General features: G+C 69.1%; 20 protein-coding genes. 12 read left to right on the top strand and 8 right to left on the bottom strand.

The features are described 5' to 3' along the window. The first annotated feature begins 90 nt into the window (after positions 1-90). From tkt to G510_RS0109330, 4 genes are all read left to right on the top strand, one after another. Complete coding sequence (tkt, locus tag G510_RS0109345; protein WP_029153430.1) at positions 91-2,148, top strand: transketolase; 2,058 nt, start codon at positions 91-93, stop codon at positions 2,146-2,148. Between the two features lie 70 nt (positions 2,149-2,218). Continuing rightward, complete coding sequence (locus G510_RS0109340; protein WP_029153429.1) at positions 2,219-2,833, top strand: flavin reductase family protein; 615 nt, start codon at positions 2,219-2,221, stop codon at positions 2,831-2,833. A 65-nt stretch (positions 2,834-2,898) separates the two neighbouring features. Beyond that, on the top strand, positions 2,899-3,417 hold the full coding sequence (locus G510_RS0109335) for a PadR family transcriptional regulator (protein ID WP_029153428.1): 519 nt from the start codon (positions 2,899-2,901) through the stop codon (positions 3,415-3,417). A gap of 5 nt (positions 3,418-3,422) precedes the next feature. After that, complete coding sequence (locus tag G510_RS0109330; RefSeq protein ID WP_051216631.1) at positions 3,423-5,078, top strand: ABC1 kinase family protein; 1,656 nt, start codon at positions 3,423-3,425, stop codon at positions 5,076-5,078. Positions 5,079-5,126: 48 nt separating this feature from the next. Here the strand turns inward: G510_RS0109330 and G510_RS0109325 are convergent, their stop codons facing one another. Together G510_RS0109325 and fdhA are read right to left on the bottom strand one after the other, a co-directional pair. After that, entirely contained in the window at positions 5,127-5,531 is a 405-nt protein-coding gene (locus tag G510_RS0109325; RefSeq protein WP_029153426.1) for a GlcG/HbpS family heme-binding protein, read from the bottom strand. Positions 5,532-5,539: 8 nt separating this feature from the next. After that, on the bottom strand, positions 5,540-6,751 hold the full coding sequence (gene fdhA / locus G510_RS0109320; RefSeq protein ID WP_029153425.1) for a formaldehyde dehydrogenase, glutathione-independent: 1,212 nt from the start codon (positions 6,749-6,751) through the stop codon (positions 5,540-5,542). 120 nt (positions 6,752-6,871) lie between these two features. Between fdhA and G510_RS16205 the strand changes: the two genes are divergently transcribed. Next, positions 6,872-7,759 carry a helix-turn-helix transcriptional regulator gene (locus tag G510_RS16205; RefSeq protein ID WP_051216630.1) on the top strand — a complete coding sequence of 296 codons (888 nt, stop codon included), beginning with the start codon at positions 6,872-6,874 and terminating at the stop codon, positions 7,757-7,759. A gap of 109 nt (positions 7,760-7,868) precedes the next feature. After that, complete coding sequence (locus tag G510_RS0109310) at positions 7,869-8,066, top strand: hypothetical protein (protein ID WP_157560507.1); 198 nt, start codon at positions 7,869-7,871, stop codon at positions 8,064-8,066. Positions 8,067-8,149: 83 nt separating this feature from the next. Here the strand turns inward: G510_RS0109310 and G510_RS16200 are convergent, their stop codons facing one another. The 6 genes from G510_RS16200 to G510_RS0109275 all read right to left on the bottom strand — a co-directional run bounded on the left by G510_RS16200 (position 8,150) and on the right by G510_RS0109275 (position 14,212). Next, positions 8,150-8,635, bottom strand: a complete 486-nt coding sequence (locus G510_RS16200) for an FHA domain-containing protein (protein WP_036322653.1) — start codon at positions 8,633-8,635, stop codon at positions 8,150-8,152. Between the two features lie 13 nt (positions 8,636-8,648). Then, positions 8,649-9,527 carry an SDR family oxidoreductase gene (locus tag G510_RS0109300; RefSeq protein ID WP_029153423.1) on the bottom strand — a complete coding sequence of 293 codons (879 nt, stop codon included), beginning with the start codon at positions 9,525-9,527 and terminating at the stop codon, positions 8,649-8,651. 12 nt (positions 9,528-9,539) lie between these two features. Continuing rightward, positions 9,540-10,088, bottom strand: a complete 549-nt coding sequence (locus tag G510_RS0109295) for a type 1 glutamine amidotransferase domain-containing protein (RefSeq protein WP_029153422.1) — start codon at positions 10,086-10,088, stop codon at positions 9,540-9,542. 305 nt (positions 10,089-10,393) lie between these two features. Continuing rightward, entirely contained in the window at positions 10,394-11,038 is a 645-nt protein-coding gene (locus G510_RS0109285) for an NAD(P)-dependent oxidoreductase (RefSeq protein WP_029153420.1), read from the bottom strand. A gap of 104 nt (positions 11,039-11,142) precedes the next feature. Continuing rightward, the gene (pgi, locus tag G510_RS0109280; protein ID WP_029153419.1) at positions 11,143-12,801 is read right to left on the bottom strand and encodes a glucose-6-phosphate isomerase; all 1,659 of its coding nucleotides are present in this window, start codon (positions 12,799-12,801) and stop codon (positions 11,143-11,145) included. 25 nt (positions 12,802-12,826) lie between these two features. Continuing rightward, positions 12,827-14,212: a dihydrolipoyl dehydrogenase family protein gene (locus tag G510_RS0109275; RefSeq protein ID WP_029153418.1), complete on the bottom strand. Its 1,386-nt coding sequence runs from the start codon at positions 14,210-14,212 to the stop codon at positions 12,827-12,829. A 138-nt stretch (positions 14,213-14,350) separates the two neighbouring features. Here G510_RS0109275 and G510_RS0109270 point away from each other — a divergent pair, with 138 nt between their 5' ends. The 6 genes from G510_RS0109270 to pepN all read left to right on the top strand — a co-directional run bounded on the left by G510_RS0109270 (position 14,351) and on the right by pepN (position 20,588). Beyond that, a complete protein-coding gene (locus G510_RS0109270; protein WP_029153417.1) occupies positions 14,351-15,172 on the top strand; it encodes an ABC transporter ATP-binding protein in 822 nt (273 codons plus the stop codon). A gap of 1 nt (position 15,173) precedes the next feature. Next, the gene (locus tag G510_RS0109265; RefSeq protein ID WP_029153416.1) at positions 15,174-15,842 is read left to right on the top strand and encodes an ABC transporter permease; all 669 of its coding nucleotides are present in this window, start codon (positions 15,174-15,176) and stop codon (positions 15,840-15,842) included. After that, positions 15,839-16,561 (top strand): ABC transporter permease, encoded by a 723-nt coding sequence (locus G510_RS0109260; RefSeq protein ID WP_029153415.1) that lies wholly within the window; start codon positions 15,839-15,841, stop codon positions 16,559-16,561. Before G510_RS0109265 ends, G510_RS0109260 begins: the two co-directional genes overlap by 4 nt. A 16-nt stretch (positions 16,562-16,577) precedes the next feature. Beyond that, entirely contained in the window at positions 16,578-17,489 is a 912-nt protein-coding gene (locus G510_RS0109255; protein WP_029153414.1) for an ABC transporter substrate-binding protein, read from the top strand. Between the two features lie 68 nt (positions 17,490-17,557). Further along, a complete protein-coding gene (locus tag G510_RS0109250; protein WP_029153413.1) occupies positions 17,558-18,064 on the top strand; it encodes a flavin reductase family protein in 507 nt (168 codons plus the stop codon). Positions 18,065-18,101: 37 nt separating this feature from the next. Beyond that, complete coding sequence (gene pepN, locus G510_RS0109245; protein ID WP_029153412.1) at positions 18,102-20,588, top strand: aminopeptidase N; 2,487 nt, start codon at positions 18,102-18,104, stop codon at positions 20,586-20,588. Position 20,589: the final 1 nt, after the last annotated feature.

Here is a 20,589-nt window from a genome sequence, read left to right as displayed (position 1 = left end):
TTCGGCAAGTCGGGTATTTCCGCGATAATGTGCTCGTGTTGCGTTTCGAGACATTATGACGTCATAATCACTTGTGACGAAAGGTTCTCTATGACGACGCCCACCATCGCTCCCGCATCGACCTGGGGAAGCCTGATCGATTCCGACACCGTGACGACCGCCCGGCTGCTGTCGGCGGACGCCGTGAACAACGCCGCCTCGGGACACCCCGGCACGGCAATCGCGCTCGCTCCCGTCGCGACGCTGCTGTTCCGCAACCACATCCGTCACGACCCGCGGGATCCCCAGTGGGCCGGCCGCGACCGTTTCATCCTGTCGTGCGGCCACGCAAGCATCCTTCTTTACACGCAGCTGTTCCTCAGCGGTTACGACGTCACGCTCGACGACCTCAAACAGTTCCGCACCCTCGGATCCCGCACCCCCGGACACCCGGAATACGGGCACACGCCGGGCGTCGAGACAACGACCGGGCCGCTCGGTCAGGGCCTCGCGACGGCGGTCGGCATGGCGATGGGGTTCGTTCACGAGCGCGCCGAGTTCGATGAGGACGCCGCGCCCGGCGCATCGCCGTTCGACCGCCACGTGTGGGTGCTGGCCTCCGACGGCGACCTGCAGGAGGGCCTGTCGTACGAGGCCGGCGCGCTGGCTGGACGCATGGCGCTCGACAACCTCACCGTCGTCTACGACGACAACGACATCCAGATCGAGGGCGACACCCGGCTCACGAGCTCGGAGGATGCAGCGGCGCGCTTCACCGCGCAGGGCTGGCACGTCGTCACCGTCGGTCTTGCCGCCGACGGCGACGTCGACATCGAGCGTCTGGATGAGGTGTTGCGCACCGAGAAGAGCGCGGGCAAACCGCGCCTCGTGATCCTCAAGTCGCAGATCGCGTTCCCGTCGCCCGGCGCGGTCGGCACGGCCGGCTCGCACGGCGCGCCGCTGGGCGCCGACGAGACGTCCGCCCTGCGCGAGGTGCTCGGATCCGATCGCGCGCCGTTCGACGTCGCGGACGACGTGATCGAACAGATCGCGACCGTCGTCGATCGCGGCGCCGAGCTGCACGCCGCATGGAACGCGCAGTGGTCCGACTGGCGCGGGGCCGATGCCGACCGTGCCGCGACGCACGACGCGTTCATCTCGCGCGCACTCCCGGCCGACCTCGCCGAGAACCTGCCTGTGTACGAGGCCGGCTCATCCGTGTCGACTCGCGACGCATCGGGCGCCGCGATCCAGGCGATCGCGGCCGCGGTGCCGGGGCTGTGGGGCGGATCCGCGGATCTTGCCGAGCCGAACCGCACGGCGATCGCAGACGGCGGATCCTTCCTGCCCGTCTCAACCGGGCTCGGCACGCCGCGCGGCCGCAACATCCACTGGGGCGTGCGCGAACACGGCATGGCCGCGGCGATGAACGGCATCGCGCTCTCGGGCGGATGGCGCGTCTTCGCCGGCACCTTCCTGGTGTTCAGCGATTACCAGCGCCCCGCGATCCGCCTCGCCGCGCTCATGCAGACGCCCGTCACGTACGTGTGGTCGCACGACTCTGTCGCGCTCGGCCAGGACGGGCCGACCCATCAGCCGATCGAGCACCTGGCATCGCTGCGCGCGATCCCCGGATTCACGGTGATCCGCCCCGCCGACGCGAACGAGACGGTCGCCGCGTGGGCGAACGTGCTTGAGCGCAATGCCTCCGCGGGCCTCGTGCTCGGCCGCCAGGGCGTGCCGGTGCTCGACGTGTCGCGCGAGGCCGTCGCAGCCGGCGTGCGCCGCGGTGCGTACGTCGTGCGCGATGCGGAATCACCCGCCGCGCTCATCATCGCGACGGGCAGCGAAGTCGCGCTCGCTCTCGAATCCGCTGCGCTGCTCGCGGCCGAGGGGCTCGAGCTGCGGGTGGTGTCGATGCCGAGCTTCGAGTGGTTCCGCCAGCAACCTGCGGAGTATCGCGAGAGCGTGTTGCCGGCCGAGCTGACCGCGCGCGTGAGCGTCGAGGCCGCATCCGGTGCGTCGTGGCGCGAGATCGTCGGCGACCGCGGTGAGATCGTCTCGATTGACGAGTTCGGCCTGTCGGCCCCGGCGGATCAGGCGATGGCCGCGCGCGGCATGACGACTGAGAACGTCATCGCCGCCGTACGTCGGGCGATCTCGCACTGATCCACCTCGTCGACGCCCCGCACCGGCCCGTGCGGGGCGTCGACGCGATTCGGGGCCATACGATCGAGATATGGATCACGTCGTCGCCCACCCTGAGACTCTCTACGTCGGCACCCCCGCCTACCTGATTGCCACCGAGAATCCCGACGGGTCCGCAAACCTCGCGCCCGCGTCGAGCTACTGGGCGCTCGGATCTATGCTCGTGCTCGGGCTCGAGGCCGCGGGGCAGACCGCGGAGAACCTCCTAGCACGGCCCGACATCACGGTGAACTTCCCGTCGGGGGATCTCTGGCGATCGGTCCTGAAGCTCGACGGTACGACCGGCCGGAACCCGGTGCCTGCGGATAAGTCGAGGTATCGGTTCGAGGCCGACAAGTTCCAGGCTGCCGGACTCACGCCCGAAGACTCCGAGATGGTTTCGGTTCCTCGCGTCGCAGAGTGCCAGCTGCAGTTCGAGGCGCGCGTCGCCCGCGCGACGCCTGGGCTCGGCGAGAGCTACTACATGGTTGAGGCGGAAGTGCTGCGCGTGCACGCGGATCCCCAGATCCTGAAGCCCGGCACGCTGCTGCCGGATCCGCGGCGCTGGAGCCCCCTCGTCTACCAGTTCCGGCACTTCTTCTCCACGGGCATCGAGCTCGGGTGGCTGCCGAAGTCGCCGACGGCCGACGCGCCGCCGCCCGCCTGAGGGGCTTCCCATTGCGACGTTAACGACATATCGTTGAGTATCGTTCACCCGCAATGGAGGTTCTCATGAGCAGTACATTCTCACCGAACCCTGCCGAGTCGCTCTGGCAGATGATGGATCAGATCCGCGGATCCTTCGACCGTCGCACGCAGGGACCGCGCAAGTCGCGCGGTGACGTGCGCGCGGCGATCCTTGTGCTTCTCGCGGAGGAGCCGATGCACGGCTACCAGATCATCCGCGAGATCGAAGAGCGCAGCGCGGGAGCCTGGAAGCCGAGCGCCGGATCGGTGTATCCGACCCTGCAGCAGATCGCCGATGAGGGGCTCGTGCGCGTCGAGGAATCGAACGCGCGCAAGACCTACGTGCTCACGGACGAGGGGCGCGTCGAGGCGGAATCGGCGGCGGCGCCCTGGTCGGAGCACGAGCGCGGCGGCTCGTTCCAGGCGTTGCCCAAGGCGGGCGTCGAGCTCGCGCACGCGGTCAGCCAGGTGATGCACACCGGATCCGCCGCACAGACCGACGAGGCAATCGAGGTGCTCGCCGACGCGCGCCGTCGGATCTACGCGATCCTCGCCCAGGGCTGACACGGATGGCCCGCGCCGACCGCGCCCGCTACCGGCGGATCCTGCGCTTCGCCGCGCGCGAGCTCGCGATCCAGTGGTGGTTCGAGCTCGCGCTGCCGAAGATCGGGCTCGCCCGGCTGGCGGCGCGGGGTCGCACCCGGCGGCTGACGCGGTTCGCCCGCGGATTCCGCAGCATGGCGCTCGAGCTGCGCGGCCTCATGATCAAGGTCGGGCAGTTCATGTCGTCGCGGCTCGACGTGCTGCCGCCCGAGCTCACGAGCGAGCTTGCCGGGCTGCAGGACGAGGTTCCGCCCGAGCCGTTCGGCGCGATCCGCGCCGTGGCGGAGGGTGAGCTCGGCGCCTCGCTCGAGGCGGCGTTCGCGCGCTTTGACGCGGATCCGGTCGCGGCGGCCTCGCTGGGGCAGGCGCACCGCGCGCGGCTCGCGCCAGAGCTGGCGATTGATGCAGGGTTTGCCGACGTGATCGTCAAGGTGCAGCGACCCGGAATCGATCAGATCGTCGAGACCGACCTTGCGGCGCTGCGGAAGGTGGCGCGCTGGTTGAGCCGAGTGCGCCTGATCTCCGACCGCGTCGACGCACCCGCCCTCGTCGACGAGTTCGCCGGAGTCTGTCACGACGAGATCGACTACCTGCACGAGGCCGCGTCGAGCGAACGCTTCGCCGATGCCTTCGCGGGCGACGAGCGCGTCGCGGTGCCCGGGATCGCGTGGGAGCGGTCCACGCGCCGCGTGCTCACCCTCGAGGATGTTTCCGCGATCAAGATCAGCGACACCGATGGCCTCCGCGCGGCCGGCATCGACCCGACGGAAGTCGCGCCCGTGTTCGCAGCGGTGATGTTCGATCAGGTATTCGGCGATGGCCTCTTCCACGCCGACCCCCACCCCGGCAACATCTTCGTCACGCCCCGCGCCGGCGGATCCTGGTGCCTCACCTTCATCGACTTCGGGATGATGGGCGAGGTACCGGCATCGCTGCGCCGAGGGCTTCGTCGCCTCGTGATCGCGATGGGATCCCGCGATGGCGCGGGCCTCGTCGAGGCCGCCCGCGACATCGGCGTGCTGTTGCCGTCGGCGGACACGAACGAGCTCGAGCGCGCCCTCTCAGCGCTGTTCGATCGTTTCGGAGGTAAAGGCTTCGCGGAGCTGCGCGACGTGGACCCGCGGGAGTACAAGGCGTTCGCCGACGAGTTCGGCGACGTTGTGCGCACCCTGCCGGTGCAACTGCCGGAGAACTTCCTGCTCCTGATCCGTGCGGCGTCGCTGACGTCGGGCGTCGCGATGAGCCTGGATCCCACCTTCAACGTCTGGGACTCGGTCGAGCCCTACGCCGAGAAGCTCGTGCGCGACGAGGGAGCGGGCTTCGCCCGCGATCTCGCGGGGGAGGCGCTCGAGAACGTGAAGATCGCGTGGCGCCTGCCGAGGCGCGTCGATTCGGTGCTGCAGAAGGCCGAGCGCGGCACCCTCACGGTGTCGTCTCCGCAGGTCGAGCGCCGGCTGTCGAAGCTCGAGGCCGCCCTGCGCCGCACGATCTCGGCCGTGATGTTTGCCGGCCTCGCGGTCGCGGGTGCTGTTCTCTACGCACCGGTCGAGGCGCTCGGGGTGACCCTCATGGTCGCGTCGGTGCTGCCGCTCGCGCACGCGCTCTTGGCGCGGCGGCAGTGAGCGAGCGCCGCCCCGCGATCCACTCGACGGGGCGACGCTCGCGCATCGCTACAGCGCGGCGGCGGCTGCCTCGGCGACCGCCTGATCCTGTTCGCCCAGCCCACCACTGACGCCGACCGCGCCGACGACGGTGCCGTCGACGGTGAGCGGCACGCCGCCCGCGAAGATGGCGACGCCGCGCCCGTGCGCGTTGGTCGTGTGGATGCCGAAGAACTGCTGCGTCGGCTGAGAGTTCTCGCCGAGGTCCTTCGTGGTGATGTCGAACGCGCGCGAGGTCCAAGCCTTCGAGATCGAGATCTCGATGCTGCCGATCCACGCGCCGTCCTGGCGCACGTGAGCGACGAGATTACCGCCCGCGTCAACGACGGCGATGTTCATCGGCTGGCCGATCTCGTCAGCCTTCTGCTCGCCGGCTGCGATGATGCGGCGTGCGGTTTCCAGATTCACAGTCATGATTCTCCTCAGAGGTATCCGTTGGGGTTGAGCACGTACTTCTTCGCCGCGCCGCCGTCGAACTCGGCGTAACCGCGCGGGGCATCCTCCAGCGAGATCGGGGTGGCGTTCACGGCTTTACCGATCTGCACCTTGTCGTTCAAGATCGCCTGCATGAGGCGGTGGTTGTACTTCATGACGGGGCACTGGCCGGTCGTCAGAGACAGCGACTTGGCCCAGCCGAGTCCGAGTCGCAGCGACAGCGATCCGGTCTTCGCCGCCTCGTCCACGCCGCCCGGATCACCCGTGACGTACAGGCCGGGAATGCCGAGGGCGCCTCCGGCCGCCGTGACGTCCATGAGCGAGTTCAGTACCGTCGCGGGCGCCTCCTGGCTCGCGTCGGCGCCGTGGCCGCGCGCCTCGAATCCGACGGCATCGACGCCCGCATCCACCTCCGGTGTGCCGAGGATCTCCGCGATCTGATCGCGCGGATCTCCCTTCGATACATCGACCGTCTCGCAACCGATCGACGTCGCCTGCGCGAGGCGTTCGGCGTTGAGATCGCCCACGATGACGCAGGCGGCGCCCAGCAGCTGCGCGCCGACGGCCGCGGCGATGCCGACGGGGCCGGCACCCGCGATGTACACGGTGGATCCGGGGCCCACGCCCGCCGTGACCGCACCGTGGAAGCCGGTCGGGAAGATGTCCGACAGCATCGTGAGGTCGAGGATCTTCTCGAGGGCCTGATCGCGATCGGGAAACTTCAGCAGGTTCCAATCGGCGTACGGCACGAGCACATACTCGGCCTGGCCGCCGATCCACCCGCCCATGTCGACGTAGCCGTACGCCGACCCCGGCCGCTCGGGGTTCACGTTGAGGCAGATGCCGGTCTTGCCCTCCTTGCAGTTCTTGCACCGCCCGCACGCGATGTTGAATGGCACCGAGACGATATCGCCGACCTTGATGAACTCGACGCCCGGGCCGACCTCGACCACCTCTCCCGTGATCTCGTGGCCGAGCACGAGTCCGGCTGGAGCCGTCGTGCGTCCGCGCACCATGTGCTGATCGGATCCGCAGATGTTCGTCGCGACGGTGCGCAGGATCGCGCCGTGCGGAACTTTTCGGCCGACGTTGGCGGGGTTGACGCCCGGACCATCCCTCAGCTCGAACTCGGGGTAAGGGGTGTCGAGTACTTCGACCTCACCCGGACCCTTATAGGCAACCGCTCTGTTTCCCGGCATCTCGCCCTCCCGTTCTGCGGCCTCGTTGCCGCTACGACTGAGTCTCCTCGGTCTGGGCGGGTGGGTGAATCACCCGGTCGGGCCGTTTCGCCTACCCGATCGGATGGGTAGGGTCGGGGCATGACCAACGACGGTGACAGCGCGGTGCGGTCGCGTATCGTGCGGGATGTCGCCGAGGCGGCTTCTCCCGGATACCTGCGGCGCGAGCGGTACACGTCGGCCGAGCGCATGGAAGCGCTTGTCGAGCTGAGCGCCGAGTACTCCACGACGCTCGAGACCGTGCTGGCGTCGCTGCGATCACCGAACCTCGACGATCGTGCGGCACGGCAACAGGCAACCGTGCTCGCGGCCGAGGGACTCGTGCATCTTCGCACCGCGAGCGATCACGCACGCACGATCGATGAAGAGCCCGTCACGACCGCCTTCGAGAGGTTGCGCGACGACCTCCGTCCGCTGATGCGGTTCCGTGACATCGATGTTCAGTTCGTCGAGCCGCCCGTCGACGGCAGGCCGCTCCCGGGCGAGGTGGCGTACGGAGCCAGAGCCGTGGTGCGCGGGGCGATCCTCGCCATGATCGACGACGCCACCGTCTCGCGGGTGCGCACGCAGTGGGACTGCGACGGCACGAACCTCCTCATCGACATGCGCGACGACGGCGACGGATCAACGACCCACAGATCGAGCCAGCTGCGGCTCATAGAAGACCGCGTGGTCGCGCTGCGTGGGCGGATCAGCGTCGAGGCGACTGACGGGTGGGGAACGGAGATGAGTATCGCGATCCCACTCGATCCGCCGCAGGCGAGGGGATCCGCACCTCCCGGCTCGTCGCTCGGCGCGCGCGAGGGCGAGGTGCTCGCGCTCCTCGCCGACGGGTCGCGAAACCGTGACATCGCCGAGAGGCTCTCGATCAGCGAGAACACCGTGAAGTTCCACGTCGCGAACCTCTATCGCAAACTCGGTGTCTCGAGCCGCGCCGAGGCGACGGCTGTGTACCTATCGACCACCTAGGCACTGTTGACGGTCATGTCGTGACGCCCGCTCGCGGACCGCATAGCCTGGAAGGGCAGGATCCGGCGTGCGGATGCGCGCTTGCCGCAACACCGACGGAGGGAAGATCATGCTCGATATCCACACGTGGTGGCCCAAGCTGTCGATCGACGCGAAGCACGAGCTCATCGAGGCGCGCGGAACATCGCTATCGGACACAGTGCGCGATGAGATCACGGCGATCACGGGCGAGGAAGTCCCACCCGATGTCGCCCTGTCCCGAGACGACGTCGAGTTCATCGAGACGCAGCGCGAGCAGGTCGACTGATCCGTCTCGCGGGACACGTTCGGCGCGGGGTCCGCAACTGCGGACCCCGCGCCGAACGTGTTTCCTGCTGACAGCCTCGCGCGTCAGTGCTCGTCGACCTCGACGCCGTCGGGGCGTTCGGATCCGCTCGGATCCGCGGTGTAGTCCGGCCGGCGACGCTGCGGCGGCTGGTCCGAGAACTCGCCTCCCTGACGGCCGCCGAATGGCCGACCGTGGTCGGCGAACTCTTCGCGTTGGAACACTAATCGCCACGGACCGGCCGTGAACGACGCGCCGGTGCGAAGGGTCTCGCTGCGCTCGCCCGGGTGTGTCCCGGCCGCGTGGGGGTTGGCGTTCATCTCGCCCTCGCCGTGCAGCGTGAGAACGTATTCGTCGCGCTCGTCGTGCACGATCGTCGCATGCAGCGCGTCGATGTCCGGAAGCCTCAGCACGCTGCCCGCGGCGGAGCCGATCGTCACCTCATCCAACGTGAGCGAGAAAGTGTGGCGATCCTCGTCTGAAGCGACGATGAGGTGCGGATTGCCCGCGCCCCACGCCGCATGCGTTTCGGTGCCCTGTTCATCGGTCATGGTCGTTCTCCTCTCAGAGGTGCTCGCCGCCGGTGACGGCGAGGATCGTTCCCGATGTGTACGACGCGTCTTCCGAGGCGAGATACACGTATGCCCCGGCGAGCTCCGCCGGCTGCCCCGGGCGCCCGAGCGGGCTCCCCGAGCCGAACTTCGGCACGTTTTCAGGCCAGCCCGTGGCCGGGATCAAAGGCGTCCAGATCGGCCCCGGCGCGACCCCATTGACGCGGATGCCCTCGGGACCCTGCTGGGAGGCGAGGGCCTGCACGAAGGCGACCAGAGCGGCCTTCGTCATCGCGTAGTCGAGCAGCGCGGGCGACGGGGAGAACCCCTGGATCGAGGTCGTCACGATGACCGAGCTGCCGGCGGGCATGAGGGGCAGTGCTTCGCGCACCATCCAGAACGGGGCGTAGAGGTTCGTGCGCATGACACGATCGAATTCCTCCGTGGAGATGTCTGCATCGTTCTCGCGCTGCTTCTGATAGGCGGCGTTCAGCACGAGCAGATCCAGACCGCCCAATGACTCATGGGCCTGGGCCACGCTCGCGCGCGCCGTCGCTTCGTCCGTGAGATCTCCCGGCAGCAGCACGGCGGTACGCCCAGCCTGCTCGACGAGCGCCGCGGTGCTCTCGGCGTCCTCCTGCTCCTCCGGCAGATAGCTGATCGCGACATCGGCGCCCTCGCGCGCGAACGCAATCGCGACAGCGCGGCCGATGCCGGAATCGCCGCCGCTGATGAGCGCGCGGCGTCCGGCCAGCCGTTCAGACCCCTGATAGGAATCTTCGCCGTGATCGGGGCGTGGCGCGGTCTCTTCCGTGAGCCCTGGCTGCGTGCCATCGTCCTGGGGAAGGGGGCCGCGGAGGTGCTTGGTACGGGGATCGGTGATCGTTGTCATCGTCCTGTCCTTTCACGCCGTCTGTCCGCTGTGCGGGCCCTCGGCGATCTCTTCGACGACCTTCGCGCAGAATGCGGGCAGATCGTCGGGCGTGCGACTGGAGACGAGGCCCTCATCGACGACGACTTCTTCATCGACCCACACCGCCCCGGCATTGCGCAGGTCGGTTGCAAGGCTCGGGTAGCTCGTGAGCGTGCGCCCCTCGAGAACGTCCGCTTCCGTGAGGATCCACGCGCCGTGGCAGATCACCCCGACGGGCTTGCCCTGCGCGAAGAAGTCTCGTGCGAAAGCCACCGCGTCTTGATCGAGCCGGATGTGATCGGCGTTGACGACGCCGCCGGGGAGAACGAGCGCGTCGAACTGGCCTGCCGACGCCTCGGATGCCCGTACGTCCACTGACTGGATGTGGCCGTTCTTGCCGGTGACATCGCCCTGCAGCGGTGCGACCATCACGGCCGCAGCGCCGGCCGATTGCACGGCCTCCCACGGGCTCGTCAGCTCGCTGTCTTCGAAGCCATCGGTCGCGAGGAATGCAACTCGTTTTCCGGTGAGGTGTGTCATGAGGTCATCCTTTCGTCGAGCGTTGCCGTGTGATCCCTACACTGCCTCGTCCCGAGGGGATCTGTCGAGGGGGTCCGCTTGGAAGCGGACGGCCGAGATCCGCACCGACAACGACAACGAGGCACGCGGGAACGCGATGACGAAGAAACCGACGGCGTTGCCCGAAATTCTTGGGGCACATTTCTCCGTCGGCGCCGCGATGGTCGCCGGGATCACGCGGTCGCGCATGCGGCGAAGGTACCTCGAACGGCCGTTCATCGGGGCGCCGCTGATGCGCCAGAACGACCACCAGGCCCTCCGGGACGTCAGTAGGCGACGGTGAACCGGGCGCGGCGGTGCCGCGGGGTCGTGATCTCGTCGGCGACTGCGCGGCCGAAGTCTGCGCCCGAGATGAACGACGCGCCCTCGTCGTCGACGAGCAGGATCTCGCCGCCCACGCGGTAGCTGCCGGTCTCCTCGCCGGGAGCGAAGGATCCGAAGCCGCCGGCGGGGCTGATGAAGAACCAGTCGAGCGATTCGTCGGATGCGCGCAGGTCGTCGAGCACGTCGCCGGCCTCGCTGGCCTCCGGCTTGATCGCGTCGGGGAAGCCGTCGGTGTCGATGACCCTCGGGCCTCCCTCGTACGCGAGAAGCGATCCGGCGCCGCCGATCACACCCAGGCGCGTTCCGTGCGCGGCCGCCGCGGAGGCGAGCTCGGCGGTGGCGGGGCGCACGCGGCCCGCCATGTCGCCGCGCGGCGCGAGGGTCGAGACGATGACGTCGAACTCCTCGGCGATCGCGGTCGCGACCTCGGAGTTCGTGACGTCGGCGGTGCGGTACTCGGCTCCGTCGACCGGTTCGAGCGGCTCGCTGCGGCTGAACGAGGTCACAGCGTGCCCCTGGCTGGCGGCGGCAGAGATGATGTGGCGTCCGGCATAGCCGGTGCCACCGATAACGGCGATACGTGTCATGCCGAGCTCAACGTCGACTCGTGGAGATCTATTCCCGATCTCCGGAGTGCCCGGTGGCCGTTATGAGGTGCCAGAACGACCACCGGGCACTCCCGAACCGGTGCCTACTTGCGATGGGCGGCGTAGTACGCGAGAAGGGATCGCGTCGACGCGTCCTGCGTCGAGATCGCGTCTTCGTCGCCCTCGATCGCCGGGGCGATCTGCAGCGCGAGCTGCTTGCCGAGCTCGACGCCCCACTGGTCGAACGAGTTGATGCCCCAGATCACGCCCTGCGTGAAGGTGATGTGCTCGTACAGCGCGATGAGCTGGCCGAGCACGGCCGGCGTCAGCGCGGGGGCGAAGATCGACGTCGTCGGGCGGTTGCCGTCGAACGTGCGGGCGGCCACGAGCGGCCCGGTCGTGCCCTCGGCCTCGACCTCTTCGGCCGTCTTTCCGAACGCGAGGGCTTTCGTCTGCGCGAGGAAGTTCGCGAGGAACAGGCCGTGCACATCGCGACCGCCGTCCTCGAGCGGGTAGGCGGGGTTCGCGAACGCGATGAAGTCGGCGGGGATCAGGCGCGTGCCCTGGTGGATCAGCTGATAGAACGCGTGCTGGCCATTGGTGCCGGGCTCGCCCCAGAACACCTCTCCCGTGTCGGTCGTGACGGGCGAACCGTCCCACCGCACCGACTTGCCGTTCGACTCCATCGTGAGCTGCTGCAGGTACGCGGGGAACCGGTGCAGCTGCTGCGCGTACGGCAGCACGGCGTGCGACTGCGCGCCGAGGAAGTTGTTGTACCAGACGTTGAGCAGGCCCATCAGGACGGGAACGTTCTCGGCCAGCGGCGTCGTGCGCACGTGCTCGTCGACGGTGTGGAAGCCGCCCAGGAACTCGCGGAACACGTCGGGACCGAGGGCGATCGCGAGCGACGTGCCGATCGCCGAGTCGACCGAGTAGCGACCGCCGACCCAGTTCCAGAACCCGAACGCGTTGGCCGGGTCGATGCCGAAGTCGGCGACGAGGTCGAGCGCGGTCGACAGCGCGATGAAGTGCTGCGAGACCGCGCTCTTCTTCGCGTCCTCGCCCGTGAGTCCGAGCCCCTGCCACAGCCACTCCCGCGCGAGGCGCGCGTTGGTGAGCGTCTCAAGCGTGGTGAAGGTCTTCGACGCGACGATGAACAGCGTCGTCTCGGGGTCGAGGTCGGCCGTCTTCTGCGCGAGATCGGTGGGGTCGATGTTCGAGATGAACCGCGCCTGGATCCCGGCATCGGCGTACGGCGCGAGCGCTTCGTAGACCATGACCGGCCCGAGGTCGCTGCCGCCGATGCCGATGTTGACGATGTGCGTGACGCGCTTGCCGGTCGCGCCGGTCCACTCGCCCGAGCGCACCCGGTTCGCGAACTGCTCGATGCGCGCGAGCACCTCCTGCACGTCGGCGTCGATGTCCTGGCCGTCGACGGTCAGCGGGGATCCCGCGGGGCGGCGCAGCGCCGTGTGCAGCACCGCGCGATCCTCGGTGGTGTTGATGTGCTCGCCCGCGACCATCGCGGCATAGCGCTCGGCGACGCCGGTCTGCTCGGCGAGGCGCACGAGCGAGGCCACGATGTCGTCGGTCACGAGGTTCTTCGACAGGTCGACGTGCAGGTCGGCGAGCGAGAGGCTGAGGCGCTCGGCGCGGTCCGGGTCGTCATCGAACCACGCGCGAAGGTCGGGGGAGAAGCCGTCGCCGAGCTCGAGGAGCTCGTTCCAGGCGGATGTCTGGGTGGGGTCGACAGGAGAGGTCATGACTAAAACCTACCGGCCCCCGCGCTCACTCGTAGGACTCGAGCAGTCGCAGCCAGACCTCGCTGATCGTCGGGTACGCAGGAACCGCATGCCAGAGCCGGTCGATCGGCATGTCCCCGACGATCGCGATCGTCGCCGCGTGCACGAGCTCTGACGCGTCCTGCCCGACGAACGTCGCCCCGAGGATGACGCGGCGATCGTCATCGACGACGAGCTTCGCGAGCCCCTGGTACCCGTCGGCGTGCAGGCTCGATCCGGCGATAGCGCCGAGATCGAACTCCACCGTGCGCACGGAGCGGCCCGTCTCGCGCGCGCCCGCTTCGGTCAGGCCGACGGCGGCGACCTCAGGATCCGAGAACACCACGCGCGGAACGGCCGCGTGGTCGGCTGTGGCGGAGTGTCGCTCCCACGGCCCGTCGGCGACCGGATCCCCGTTCAGCCGGGCCGCGATCACGGATCCGGCCGCGCGCGCCTGGTACTTGCCCTGGTGGGTGAGCAGCGCGCGTCCGTTGACGTCGCCGACCGCGTAGAGCCAGTCGGTACCGGTCACGAGCATCGTGTCATCGACGGTCAGCTCGACGCCGACCTTGTCGAGGCCGAGATCGTCGGTCGCCGGTCGGCGCCCGGTCGCCACGAGGATCTCCTCGGCGACGATTGTCTCGCCGTCCGAGAGCGTCACGGTGACGAGCCCATCGGCGCCGCGTTCGACGCGCGAGGTTTCAGTGCTGCGGCGCACGTCGACGCCCTCGGCAGTGAGCGCATCCGCGATCCGTTCGCCGACGAAGGGCTCTTCGTTCCCGAGAAGGCCGTGCCGGGCGAGCACCGTGACGTGAGACCCGAACGACGAGAATGCGAATGCCATCTCGGTGCCGGCGACCCCGCCGCCGAGCACGATCAGGCGCGGCGGCACGTGGTCGGCCGAGGTCGCCTCGCGCGTGCCCCAGGCCTTCGCCTCGGCGAGCCCGGGGATCTTCGGGGCGACGGGCACGGATCCGGTCGCGATCGCGACGGCGCGCGCCGAATAGACGCGCCCGGCGACCTCGACCTGGCCCGGCTCGACGAGGCGGCCGTGGCCGCGGAGCAGGTCGATGCCGGCGGAGGCGACCCATTCCTCCTGGCCGTGGTCGTCCCAGTCGCTCGTGAACGAGTTGCGGCGGGCGAAGACCGCGTCGACGTCGAGGCCTCCTGTGATCGCCTCGCGCGCGCCCGGCACGCGCCGCGCGGCGCGCAGTGCGCTGCCGCTGCGCAGGAGGGCCTTCGACGGCATGCAGGCCCAGTACGAGCACTCGCCGCCGACGAGCTCGGATTCGATCAGGGCGGTGCGGAGGCCGCCCTTGGTGGCGTAGTCGGCGACGTTCTCGCCCACGGGACCGCCGCCGATGACGATCAGGTCGTAGTCGGGGGATGGCATCATGCGACCTTCCTTCGTGCAATGGGGCTCAGGCGGATCGCGCCGGGTGAGAATGAAGATACCCCCGCGGGCGTCGCGGGCATAGGCTTCGAACTGAACCCGACCACACGATCAATGCAGTGAGGAGCACCCCGCGACATGATCGAGTTCCGCGACGTCTCCAAGAACTTCCCCGACGGCACCGCCGCGGTGACCAACTTCTCGCTCGTCGCGCCCTCGCGCAAGACGACCGTGCTCGTCGGATCCTCCGGCAGCGGCAAGACGACTCTGCTGCGCATGGTCAACCGCATGCTCGAACCGACCTCGGGCACGGTCTCGATCGACGGCGACGACGTCGCGGCCGTTCCGCCTGTCGCGCTCCGGCGCCGCATCGGATACGTCATGCAGAACGCCGGTCTCCTGCCGCACCTCACTGTCGCCGACAACATCGCCACGGTGCCGCGCCTCCTCGGCGAGACGCGCCGCGCCGCCCGCGACCGCGCGCTCGAGCTCATGGACACGGTGGGCCTCGACACGCGAATGGCCGATCGCTATCCGCGGCAGCTCTCGGGCGGGCAGCAGCAGCGCGTCGGCGTCGCGCGCGGCCTGGCCGCGGATCCGAACATCCTTCTCATGGACGAGCCGTTCGGTGCCGTCGACCCGATCGTTCGCGCCGAACTCCAGCAGGAGCTGATCCGCCTGCAGACCGAGCTCGATAAGACCGTCATCTTCGTCACCCACGACATCGACGAGGCGTTCCTCCTCGGTGACCAGGTCGTGATCCTCGCCGCCGGCGGGCGCACGCTGCAGGTGGGATCTCCGAGCGAGATCATCGAGAACCCGGCCGACGACTTCGTTCGTGCCTTCATCGGCGCGGAGCGCGGCAAGCGCGCCTTGCGCATCAAGCAGACGCCCAACGGCCCCGTGCTCGTCGACCCCGAGGGCCGCACGCAGGGCACATTGATCGAGGGCGGACCCTGACATGGGGTGGGCGCTCGACAACCTGCCGCTCATCGGCTCGCTCGCACTCGACCACCTGCGGCAGAGCCTCATCGCGATCGTGTGCGGATTCGTCGTATCCCTGCCGCTCGGCTGGGTCGCGTGGCGATACACGCGCGCCCGCGCGATCCTCTTGACGATCACGGGCCTGCTCTACACGATCCCGTCGCTCGCGCTGCTGCTGATCCTGCCGATCCTTGCCGGGTTCCCCGCGACGAGCGAGGTGAACCTCATCATCGCCCTGACGATCTACACCGTCGCGATCATGGTGCGCGCCGTCACCGACGGGCTCGACTCGGTGGATCCGGCCGTCCGGCAGTCGGCCACCGCCGTCGGGTACAACGACACGCACCGGTTCTGGGCCGTCGACCTGCCGCTCGCGGGCCCGGTCATCCTCGCCGGGCTGCGCGTCGCCGCCGTCAGCACGATCTCGCTCGCCACCGTCGGGATCCTCGTGGGAGTCAGCAACCTCGGCTACCTGTTCACGAACGGGCTGCAGCGCCGCATCATCGCCGAGGTGCTCGCGGGCCTGATCGTCGTCGCCCTCATCGCGCTCATCATTGACGCGCTGCTCGTGGTGGCCAAGCGCGCCATGCTGCCGTGGGATCATGAGCCGCGCCGGGGCCGCGGGCGGAAGGCCGTCGCGGTATGAACCTCGTGGCCGACGCGTTCGCGTGGCTGACGTCGTCCGAGCAGTGGACCGGCGACGGCGCCCTCCACCTGCTGATGCTCCAGCACCTCGGGTGGACGATCCTCTCGGTGTTCGTGGCGTCCGTCATCGCGCTGCCGGCGGGGTGGGCCATTGGGCACACCGGGCGCGGTCGCGAGATCGCCGTGGCGATCTCCGGGGCGGCGCGTGCGGTTCCCTCCTTCGGTCTGCTGATCCTGCTCGTGCTGCTGTTCGGCGTGCTGCACAAGCCAGAGGCGGCAGTCGTGACCTTCGTGATCCTCGCGATCCCAGCGCTCTTGGCCGGCGCCTACTCGGGGATCGAGGCGATCGACCGAGCGACGATAGACGCGGCGCGCGCTGTCGGCATGTCCGAATGGCAGATTTTTCTGCGCGTCGAGCTGCCGCTCGGGCTGCCTCTGCTGGTCGGCGGCGTCCGCTCGGCCGCGCTGCAGGTGGTCGCGACCGTCACGATCGCCGCTTACGTGAACCTCGGCGGGCTCGGCCTGCCCATCATCACCGGACTCGCCCTGCGCCGCTACGACATGATCCTCGGCGGCGCGATCCTCGTGGCGCTGCTCGCACTCGCCGTCGACGCGATCCTCGGCCTCGCTCAACGCCGCGCGCTGCCGCGCGGGCTCCGAACCGAATCCCCGACCACCACGCGGGGCGACCGAACTCCGGCCGCTGCGTCCACATCCTGACAGAGAGAAGACCCTCATGCTCTCCACCCGAACCTTCCGCGCCGGCGCGATCGTCACCACGGCGCTCGCCGCCGCGGCTCTCGCGGGCTGCGCGTCGGAAGATCCGCTCGCGACGCCCGAAGAAGAACAAGAATCGGGCGGCGCCGTCGTCGTCGGATCCCAGGCTTACTACTCGAACGAGACCATCGCCGAGATCTACGCGCAGGCGCTCGAGGCCGAGGGATTCGACGTTGAGAAGCTGTTCAACATCGGCCAGCGCGACGCGTACATGCCGCAGCTCGAGAGCGGCGCGATCACGCTATTCCCCGAGTACTCCGGCAACCTGCTGCAGTTCTACGACGCCGAAACGACGGCCCGGTCATCCGACGACGTGTACGCCGAGCTCGAGGGAGCACTGCCCGACGGGCTGACAGCGCTCGAGCAGGCGACGGCGACAGACCAGGATTCCTACACCGTCACCCGCGAGTTCGCCGACGAGCACGGCCTGTCCTCGATCGCCGACCTCGCTGACATCTCGGATCAGCTCACGCTCGGCGGGCCTCCGGAGCTGGCGGAGCGCCCGTACGGGCCCGACGGCCTGAAGAGCGTCTACGACATCGACGTCGAGTTCTCGGGGACGGGAGACACGACGGTGGAGGATCTGCTCGCCGGAACGATCGACGTCGCGAACGTCTTCACTGCGGATCCGCGCATTCAGACGGAGGATCTCGTCGTGCTCGACGACCCCGAGTCGCTGATCCTCGCCTCGAACGTCGTGCCGATCGCGAACGCCGATCGGGCGGAGGAGCTCGCCCCCGTCATTGACGCGGTGAGCGAGAAGCTCACGCCGGAGGCACTCGTCGCGCTCAACGTCTCGAGTCAGGTGGACGAGGAATCGCCGGGCGACATCGCGGCTGCGTGGCTCTCGGACAACGGGATCACGGGCTGAACCGCGGGGTTCTGAAACCGAACGACACACAAATCTGCGTCGGCGTCGGTCAGCGATACCGTCGGATCATGACGTCCTCCGATGATGGTCTGGTCGACCGCTTCAAGAATGTGTTCCGTGATCACCCCGCCGCGGTGACCCTCATCACTGCGAACACGCCCACGGGGCCCGTGGGGCTTACGGCGTCGAGCGTGTCGTCGGTCGCGATCGATCCGCCCGCCGTGTCGTTCTCCGTGACGCGCGCGACGGGCACCGCCGGTGCGCTGCTCCGGGCCGACAACCTGCAGATCCACTTCCTCACGCCCGAGCATGCGGCGACCGCGACCGAGTTCGCGACGTCGGGCGGCAACCGCTACGCCGACGACCAGGGATGGACGTTCGACGAAGACGGCTCGCCGCGCCTCGCGGGCGTGCGCAACCGCCTCACCGGATCGATCATCGATACCGTGTCGGTCGGCGGATCCGTGCTCGTGGTCGCGCAGATCCACTCGGCCGAGCCCGGCGTCGCCGGGAACCCGCTGCTGTACGCCGACCGCGTGTTCCACGCGTTCGACGCCGCGCACGCCGCCGTCTAGCAACGATCGCGCGGGCGTCGGTGCCTACGATGGTGGAATGAGCACCAACCTCGCCGCCAATCTGACCCGCGAAGAGACGGCAGCGCGATCCGCCGCCGTGAGCCTCGCGTCGATCCGTGTCGACCTCGACGTGTCGTCGGCACCCGACCTCGAGCAGTCGGGCTTCCTCACGACGTCGACGCTGCGGTTCGACGCGACCACCGACAAGACGTGGATCGACTTCATCGGAGAATCGGTCGACCGCGTCACGGTCAACGGCGCCGAGCAGCCGATCCTGTGGGACGGCGCGCGGATCGAGGTCACGGGGCTTGCGGCCCAGAACGAGATCGTCATCGAGGCGGTCGGCGCCTACAGCCGGTCGGGCGAGGGCATGCACCGGTTCACGGATCCGGTCGACGGCCGCACCTATCTCTACACGCAGTACGAGCCGTCCGACTCGCGCCGCGTGATGGCCTGCTTCGAGCAGCCCGACATGAAGGCCGCGTACACCTTCGTCGTCACCGCGCCCACCGGGTGGCACGTGCTGAGCAACCAGCGCCCTCTCACGCAGGTCGGCGGGGGAGCGACGCAGACCGTCGAGTTCGCGGCCACGCTGCCGATCTCGTCGTACATCACCTCGGTCGCCGCCGGCCCCTATCACCGGGTGGCCTCGGAGTGGGCGCGCGGCGACGAGCGCGTCGAGCTCGGGGCGTTCTGCCGAGCCTCGCTCGCGGAGCACCTCGACGCGGTCGAGATCTTCGAGATCACGCGTCAGGGGCTCGACTTCTTCTCGGAGGCGTTCGACTACCCCTATCCGTGGGGCAAGTACGACCAGATCTTCGTGCCCGAGTACAACCTCGGCGCGATGGAGAACCCGGGGCTCGTGACATTCACCGAGAGCTACGTGTTCCGCGGCGCCGCGACCGACGCGCAGCGCGAGGGCCGGGCCAACACGATCCTGCACGAGATGGCGCACATGTGGTTCGGCGACCTCGTCACGATGACGTGGTGGGCCGACCTCTGGCTCAAGGAGTCGTTCGCCGACTACATGGGGGCGCACGCCTCGGTCGCAGCGACGCGGTTCACCGACGCGTGGGCGTCGTTCGCCAACCGCCGCAAGGCCTGGGCGTACGAGCAGGATCAGCTGCCCACCACGCACCCGATCGTCGCCGACATCCCCGACCTCGAGGCGGCGAAGCTCAACTTCGACGGCATCACGTACGCCAAGGGCGCCTCGGTGCTCAAGCAGCTCGTGGCGTTCGTCGGCGAAGACGCGTTCTTCGCCGGGGCCCGCGCGTACTTCCGCGACCACGAGTTCGGCAACACCACGCTCGACGACCTCATCGTCGCCCTCGAGGCGGCCTCGGGCCGCGACGTGCGGGCCTGGTCGACGGCCTGGCTCGAGACGACGGGCATGTCGACGCTCACCCTCGACGACGAGCGCGCGACGCTCGTGCAGACGGATCCGCGCCCGCACCGTCTGCGCGTCGGTCTGTATGCGCTGGAGGACGGTTCCCTCGTGCGATCCTGCGGCATCGACGTCGACATCGTCGACGAGCGCACGCCCGTCGAGCTTCCGGACGCCGACCTCGCCCTGATCAACGACGGTGACCTGACGTACGCGAAGGTGCGGCTCGACGCGCGCTCGCTGAAGGCGGTCGAGCGGGCGCTGTCGACGATCGACGACGCGCTCACGCGAGGGCTCGTCTGGTCGGCGCTCTGGAACGCGACGCGCGACGGCAAGCTGTCCGCCGTGCGGTACCTCGAGATCGTCCGCCGGCACGCGCCCGCCGAGCGCAACGTCGGGATCCTCGCGGGAACGCTCGCGAACGCGGCCTTCACGATCAACCACTTCGTTGCGGACGCCGATCGCGAGGACGCGCGCGCGATGTGGCTGGCGACGGTCTGGGAGGGGCTCGAGGGCGCGGAGGTCGGAAGCGGCGCCCAGCTGGCGTGGGCGCGCCAGGTCGGATCCGCCGCCGCGTACGCGAACGGGCGCGCTGGCGAGATCCGCGGGATCCTTGCGGGGGAGCGACCCGCGCCCGATGGCCTCTCGCTCGACGCCGACCTGCGCTGGATCTGGGTGCGCGCGCTCGCGACGGCCGGAGATCTCTCGGCGGCCGAGATCGACGAGGAGAAGGGCCGTGACGACACGATGTCGGGCCGCACCGAGCACCGCGCCGCGCTGGCCGCCCGCCCCGACGCGGAGGTGCGTCGCGAGGCATGGGATCAGGCGTGGAACGACCTCAGCCTGACGAACGACCACCTGAGCGCGACCATCGAGGGCTTCCGCGCCGGCGGACGGCGCGACCTCACCGCGTCGTTCGACGCCGACTACTTCGCGCGGATCCGCGGCGCGTGGGAGAACCGGTCCATCGAGATCGCGCGGCGCCTCGTCGGGGGACTGTTCCCGCAGACCGAGTCGCTCGACCTCGTCGACGGGTGGCTCGAGCAGAACCTCGACGCGCCAGCGTCGTTGCGCCGCATCGTCATCGAGCGGCGCGATCAGCTCGCGCGCGACCTCTACGTGCGGTCGGTGCAGTAGG

Origin of the sequence: Microbacterium gubbeenense DSM 15944, assembly GCF_000422745.1 — a bacterium.
Taxonomy (GTDB): Bacteria; Actinomycetota; Actinomycetes; order Actinomycetales; family Microbacteriaceae; genus Microbacterium; species Microbacterium gubbeenense.
Note: the sequence above shows the minus strand (reverse complement) of the source record. Positions and strands in the feature narration are given on the sequence as shown.

What these genes read in the sequence shown, in the direction of transcription:
- G510_RS16205 (WP_051216630.1), top strand. Translation starts at nt 6,872, where the DNA reads ATGACCAACGACGGTGACAGCGCGGTGCGGTCGCGTATCGTGCGGGAT.
- fdhA (WP_029153425.1), bottom strand. Translation starts at nt 6,751, where the DNA reads ATGCCGGGAAACAGAGCGGTTGCCTATAAGGGTCCGGGTGAGGTCGAA.
- G510_RS0109285 (WP_029153420.1), bottom strand. Translation starts at nt 11,038, where the DNA reads ATGACACGTATCGCCGTTATCGGTGGCACCGGCTATGCCGGACGCCAC.
- G510_RS0109300 (WP_029153423.1), bottom strand. Translation starts at nt 9,527, where the DNA reads ATGACAACGATCACCGATCCCCGTACCAAGCACCTCCGCGGCCCCCTT.
- G510_RS0109260 (WP_029153415.1), top strand. Translation starts at nt 15,839, where the DNA reads ATGAACCTCGTGGCCGACGCGTTCGCGTGGCTGACGTCGTCCGAGCAG.
- G510_RS0109255 (WP_029153414.1), top strand. Translation starts at nt 16,578, where the DNA reads ATGCTCTCCACCCGAACCTTCCGCGCCGGCGCGATCGTCACCACGGCG.
- G510_RS16200 (WP_036322653.1), bottom strand. Translation starts at nt 8,635, where the DNA reads ATGACCGATGAACAGGGCACCGAAACGCATGCGGCGTGGGGCGCGGGC.
- G510_RS0109330 (WP_051216631.1), top strand. Translation starts at nt 3,423, where the DNA reads ATGGCCCGCGCCGACCGCGCCCGCTACCGGCGGATCCTGCGCTTCGCC.
- G510_RS0109335 (WP_029153428.1), top strand. Translation starts at nt 2,899, where the DNA reads ATGAGCAGTACATTCTCACCGAACCCTGCCGAGTCGCTCTGGCAGATG.
- pepN (WP_029153412.1), top strand. Translation starts at nt 18,102, where the DNA reads ATGAGCACCAACCTCGCCGCCAATCTGACCCGCGAAGAGACGGCAGCG.
- G510_RS0109270 (WP_029153417.1), top strand. Translation starts at nt 14,351, where the DNA reads ATGATCGAGTTCCGCGACGTCTCCAAGAACTTCCCCGACGGCACCGCC.
- G510_RS0109295 (WP_029153422.1), bottom strand. Translation starts at nt 10,088, where the DNA reads ATGACACACCTCACCGGAAAACGAGTTGCATTCCTCGCGACCGATGGC.
- G510_RS0109275 (WP_029153418.1), bottom strand. Translation starts at nt 14,212, where the DNA reads ATGCCATCCCCCGACTACGACCTGATCGTCATCGGCGGCGGTCCCGTG.
- G510_RS0109310 (WP_157560507.1), top strand. Translation starts at nt 7,869, where the DNA reads ATGCTCGATATCCACACGTGGTGGCCCAAGCTGTCGATCGACGCGAAG.
- G510_RS0109265 (WP_029153416.1), top strand. Translation starts at nt 15,174, where the DNA reads ATGGGGTGGGCGCTCGACAACCTGCCGCTCATCGGCTCGCTCGCACTC.
- G510_RS0109340 (WP_029153429.1), top strand. Translation starts at nt 2,219, where the DNA reads ATGGATCACGTCGTCGCCCACCCTGAGACTCTCTACGTCGGCACCCCC.
- G510_RS0109325 (WP_029153426.1), bottom strand. Translation starts at nt 5,531, where the DNA reads ATGACTGTGAATCTGGAAACCGCACGCCGCATCATCGCAGCCGGCGAG.
- tkt (WP_029153430.1), top strand. Translation starts at nt 91, where the DNA reads ATGACGACGCCCACCATCGCTCCCGCATCGACCTGGGGAAGCCTGATC.
- pgi (WP_029153419.1), bottom strand. Translation starts at nt 12,801, where the DNA reads ATGACCTCTCCTGTCGACCCCACCCAGACATCCGCCTGGAACGAGCTC.
- G510_RS0109250 (WP_029153413.1), top strand. Translation starts at nt 17,558, where the DNA reads ATGACGTCCTCCGATGATGGTCTGGTCGACCGCTTCAAGAATGTGTTC.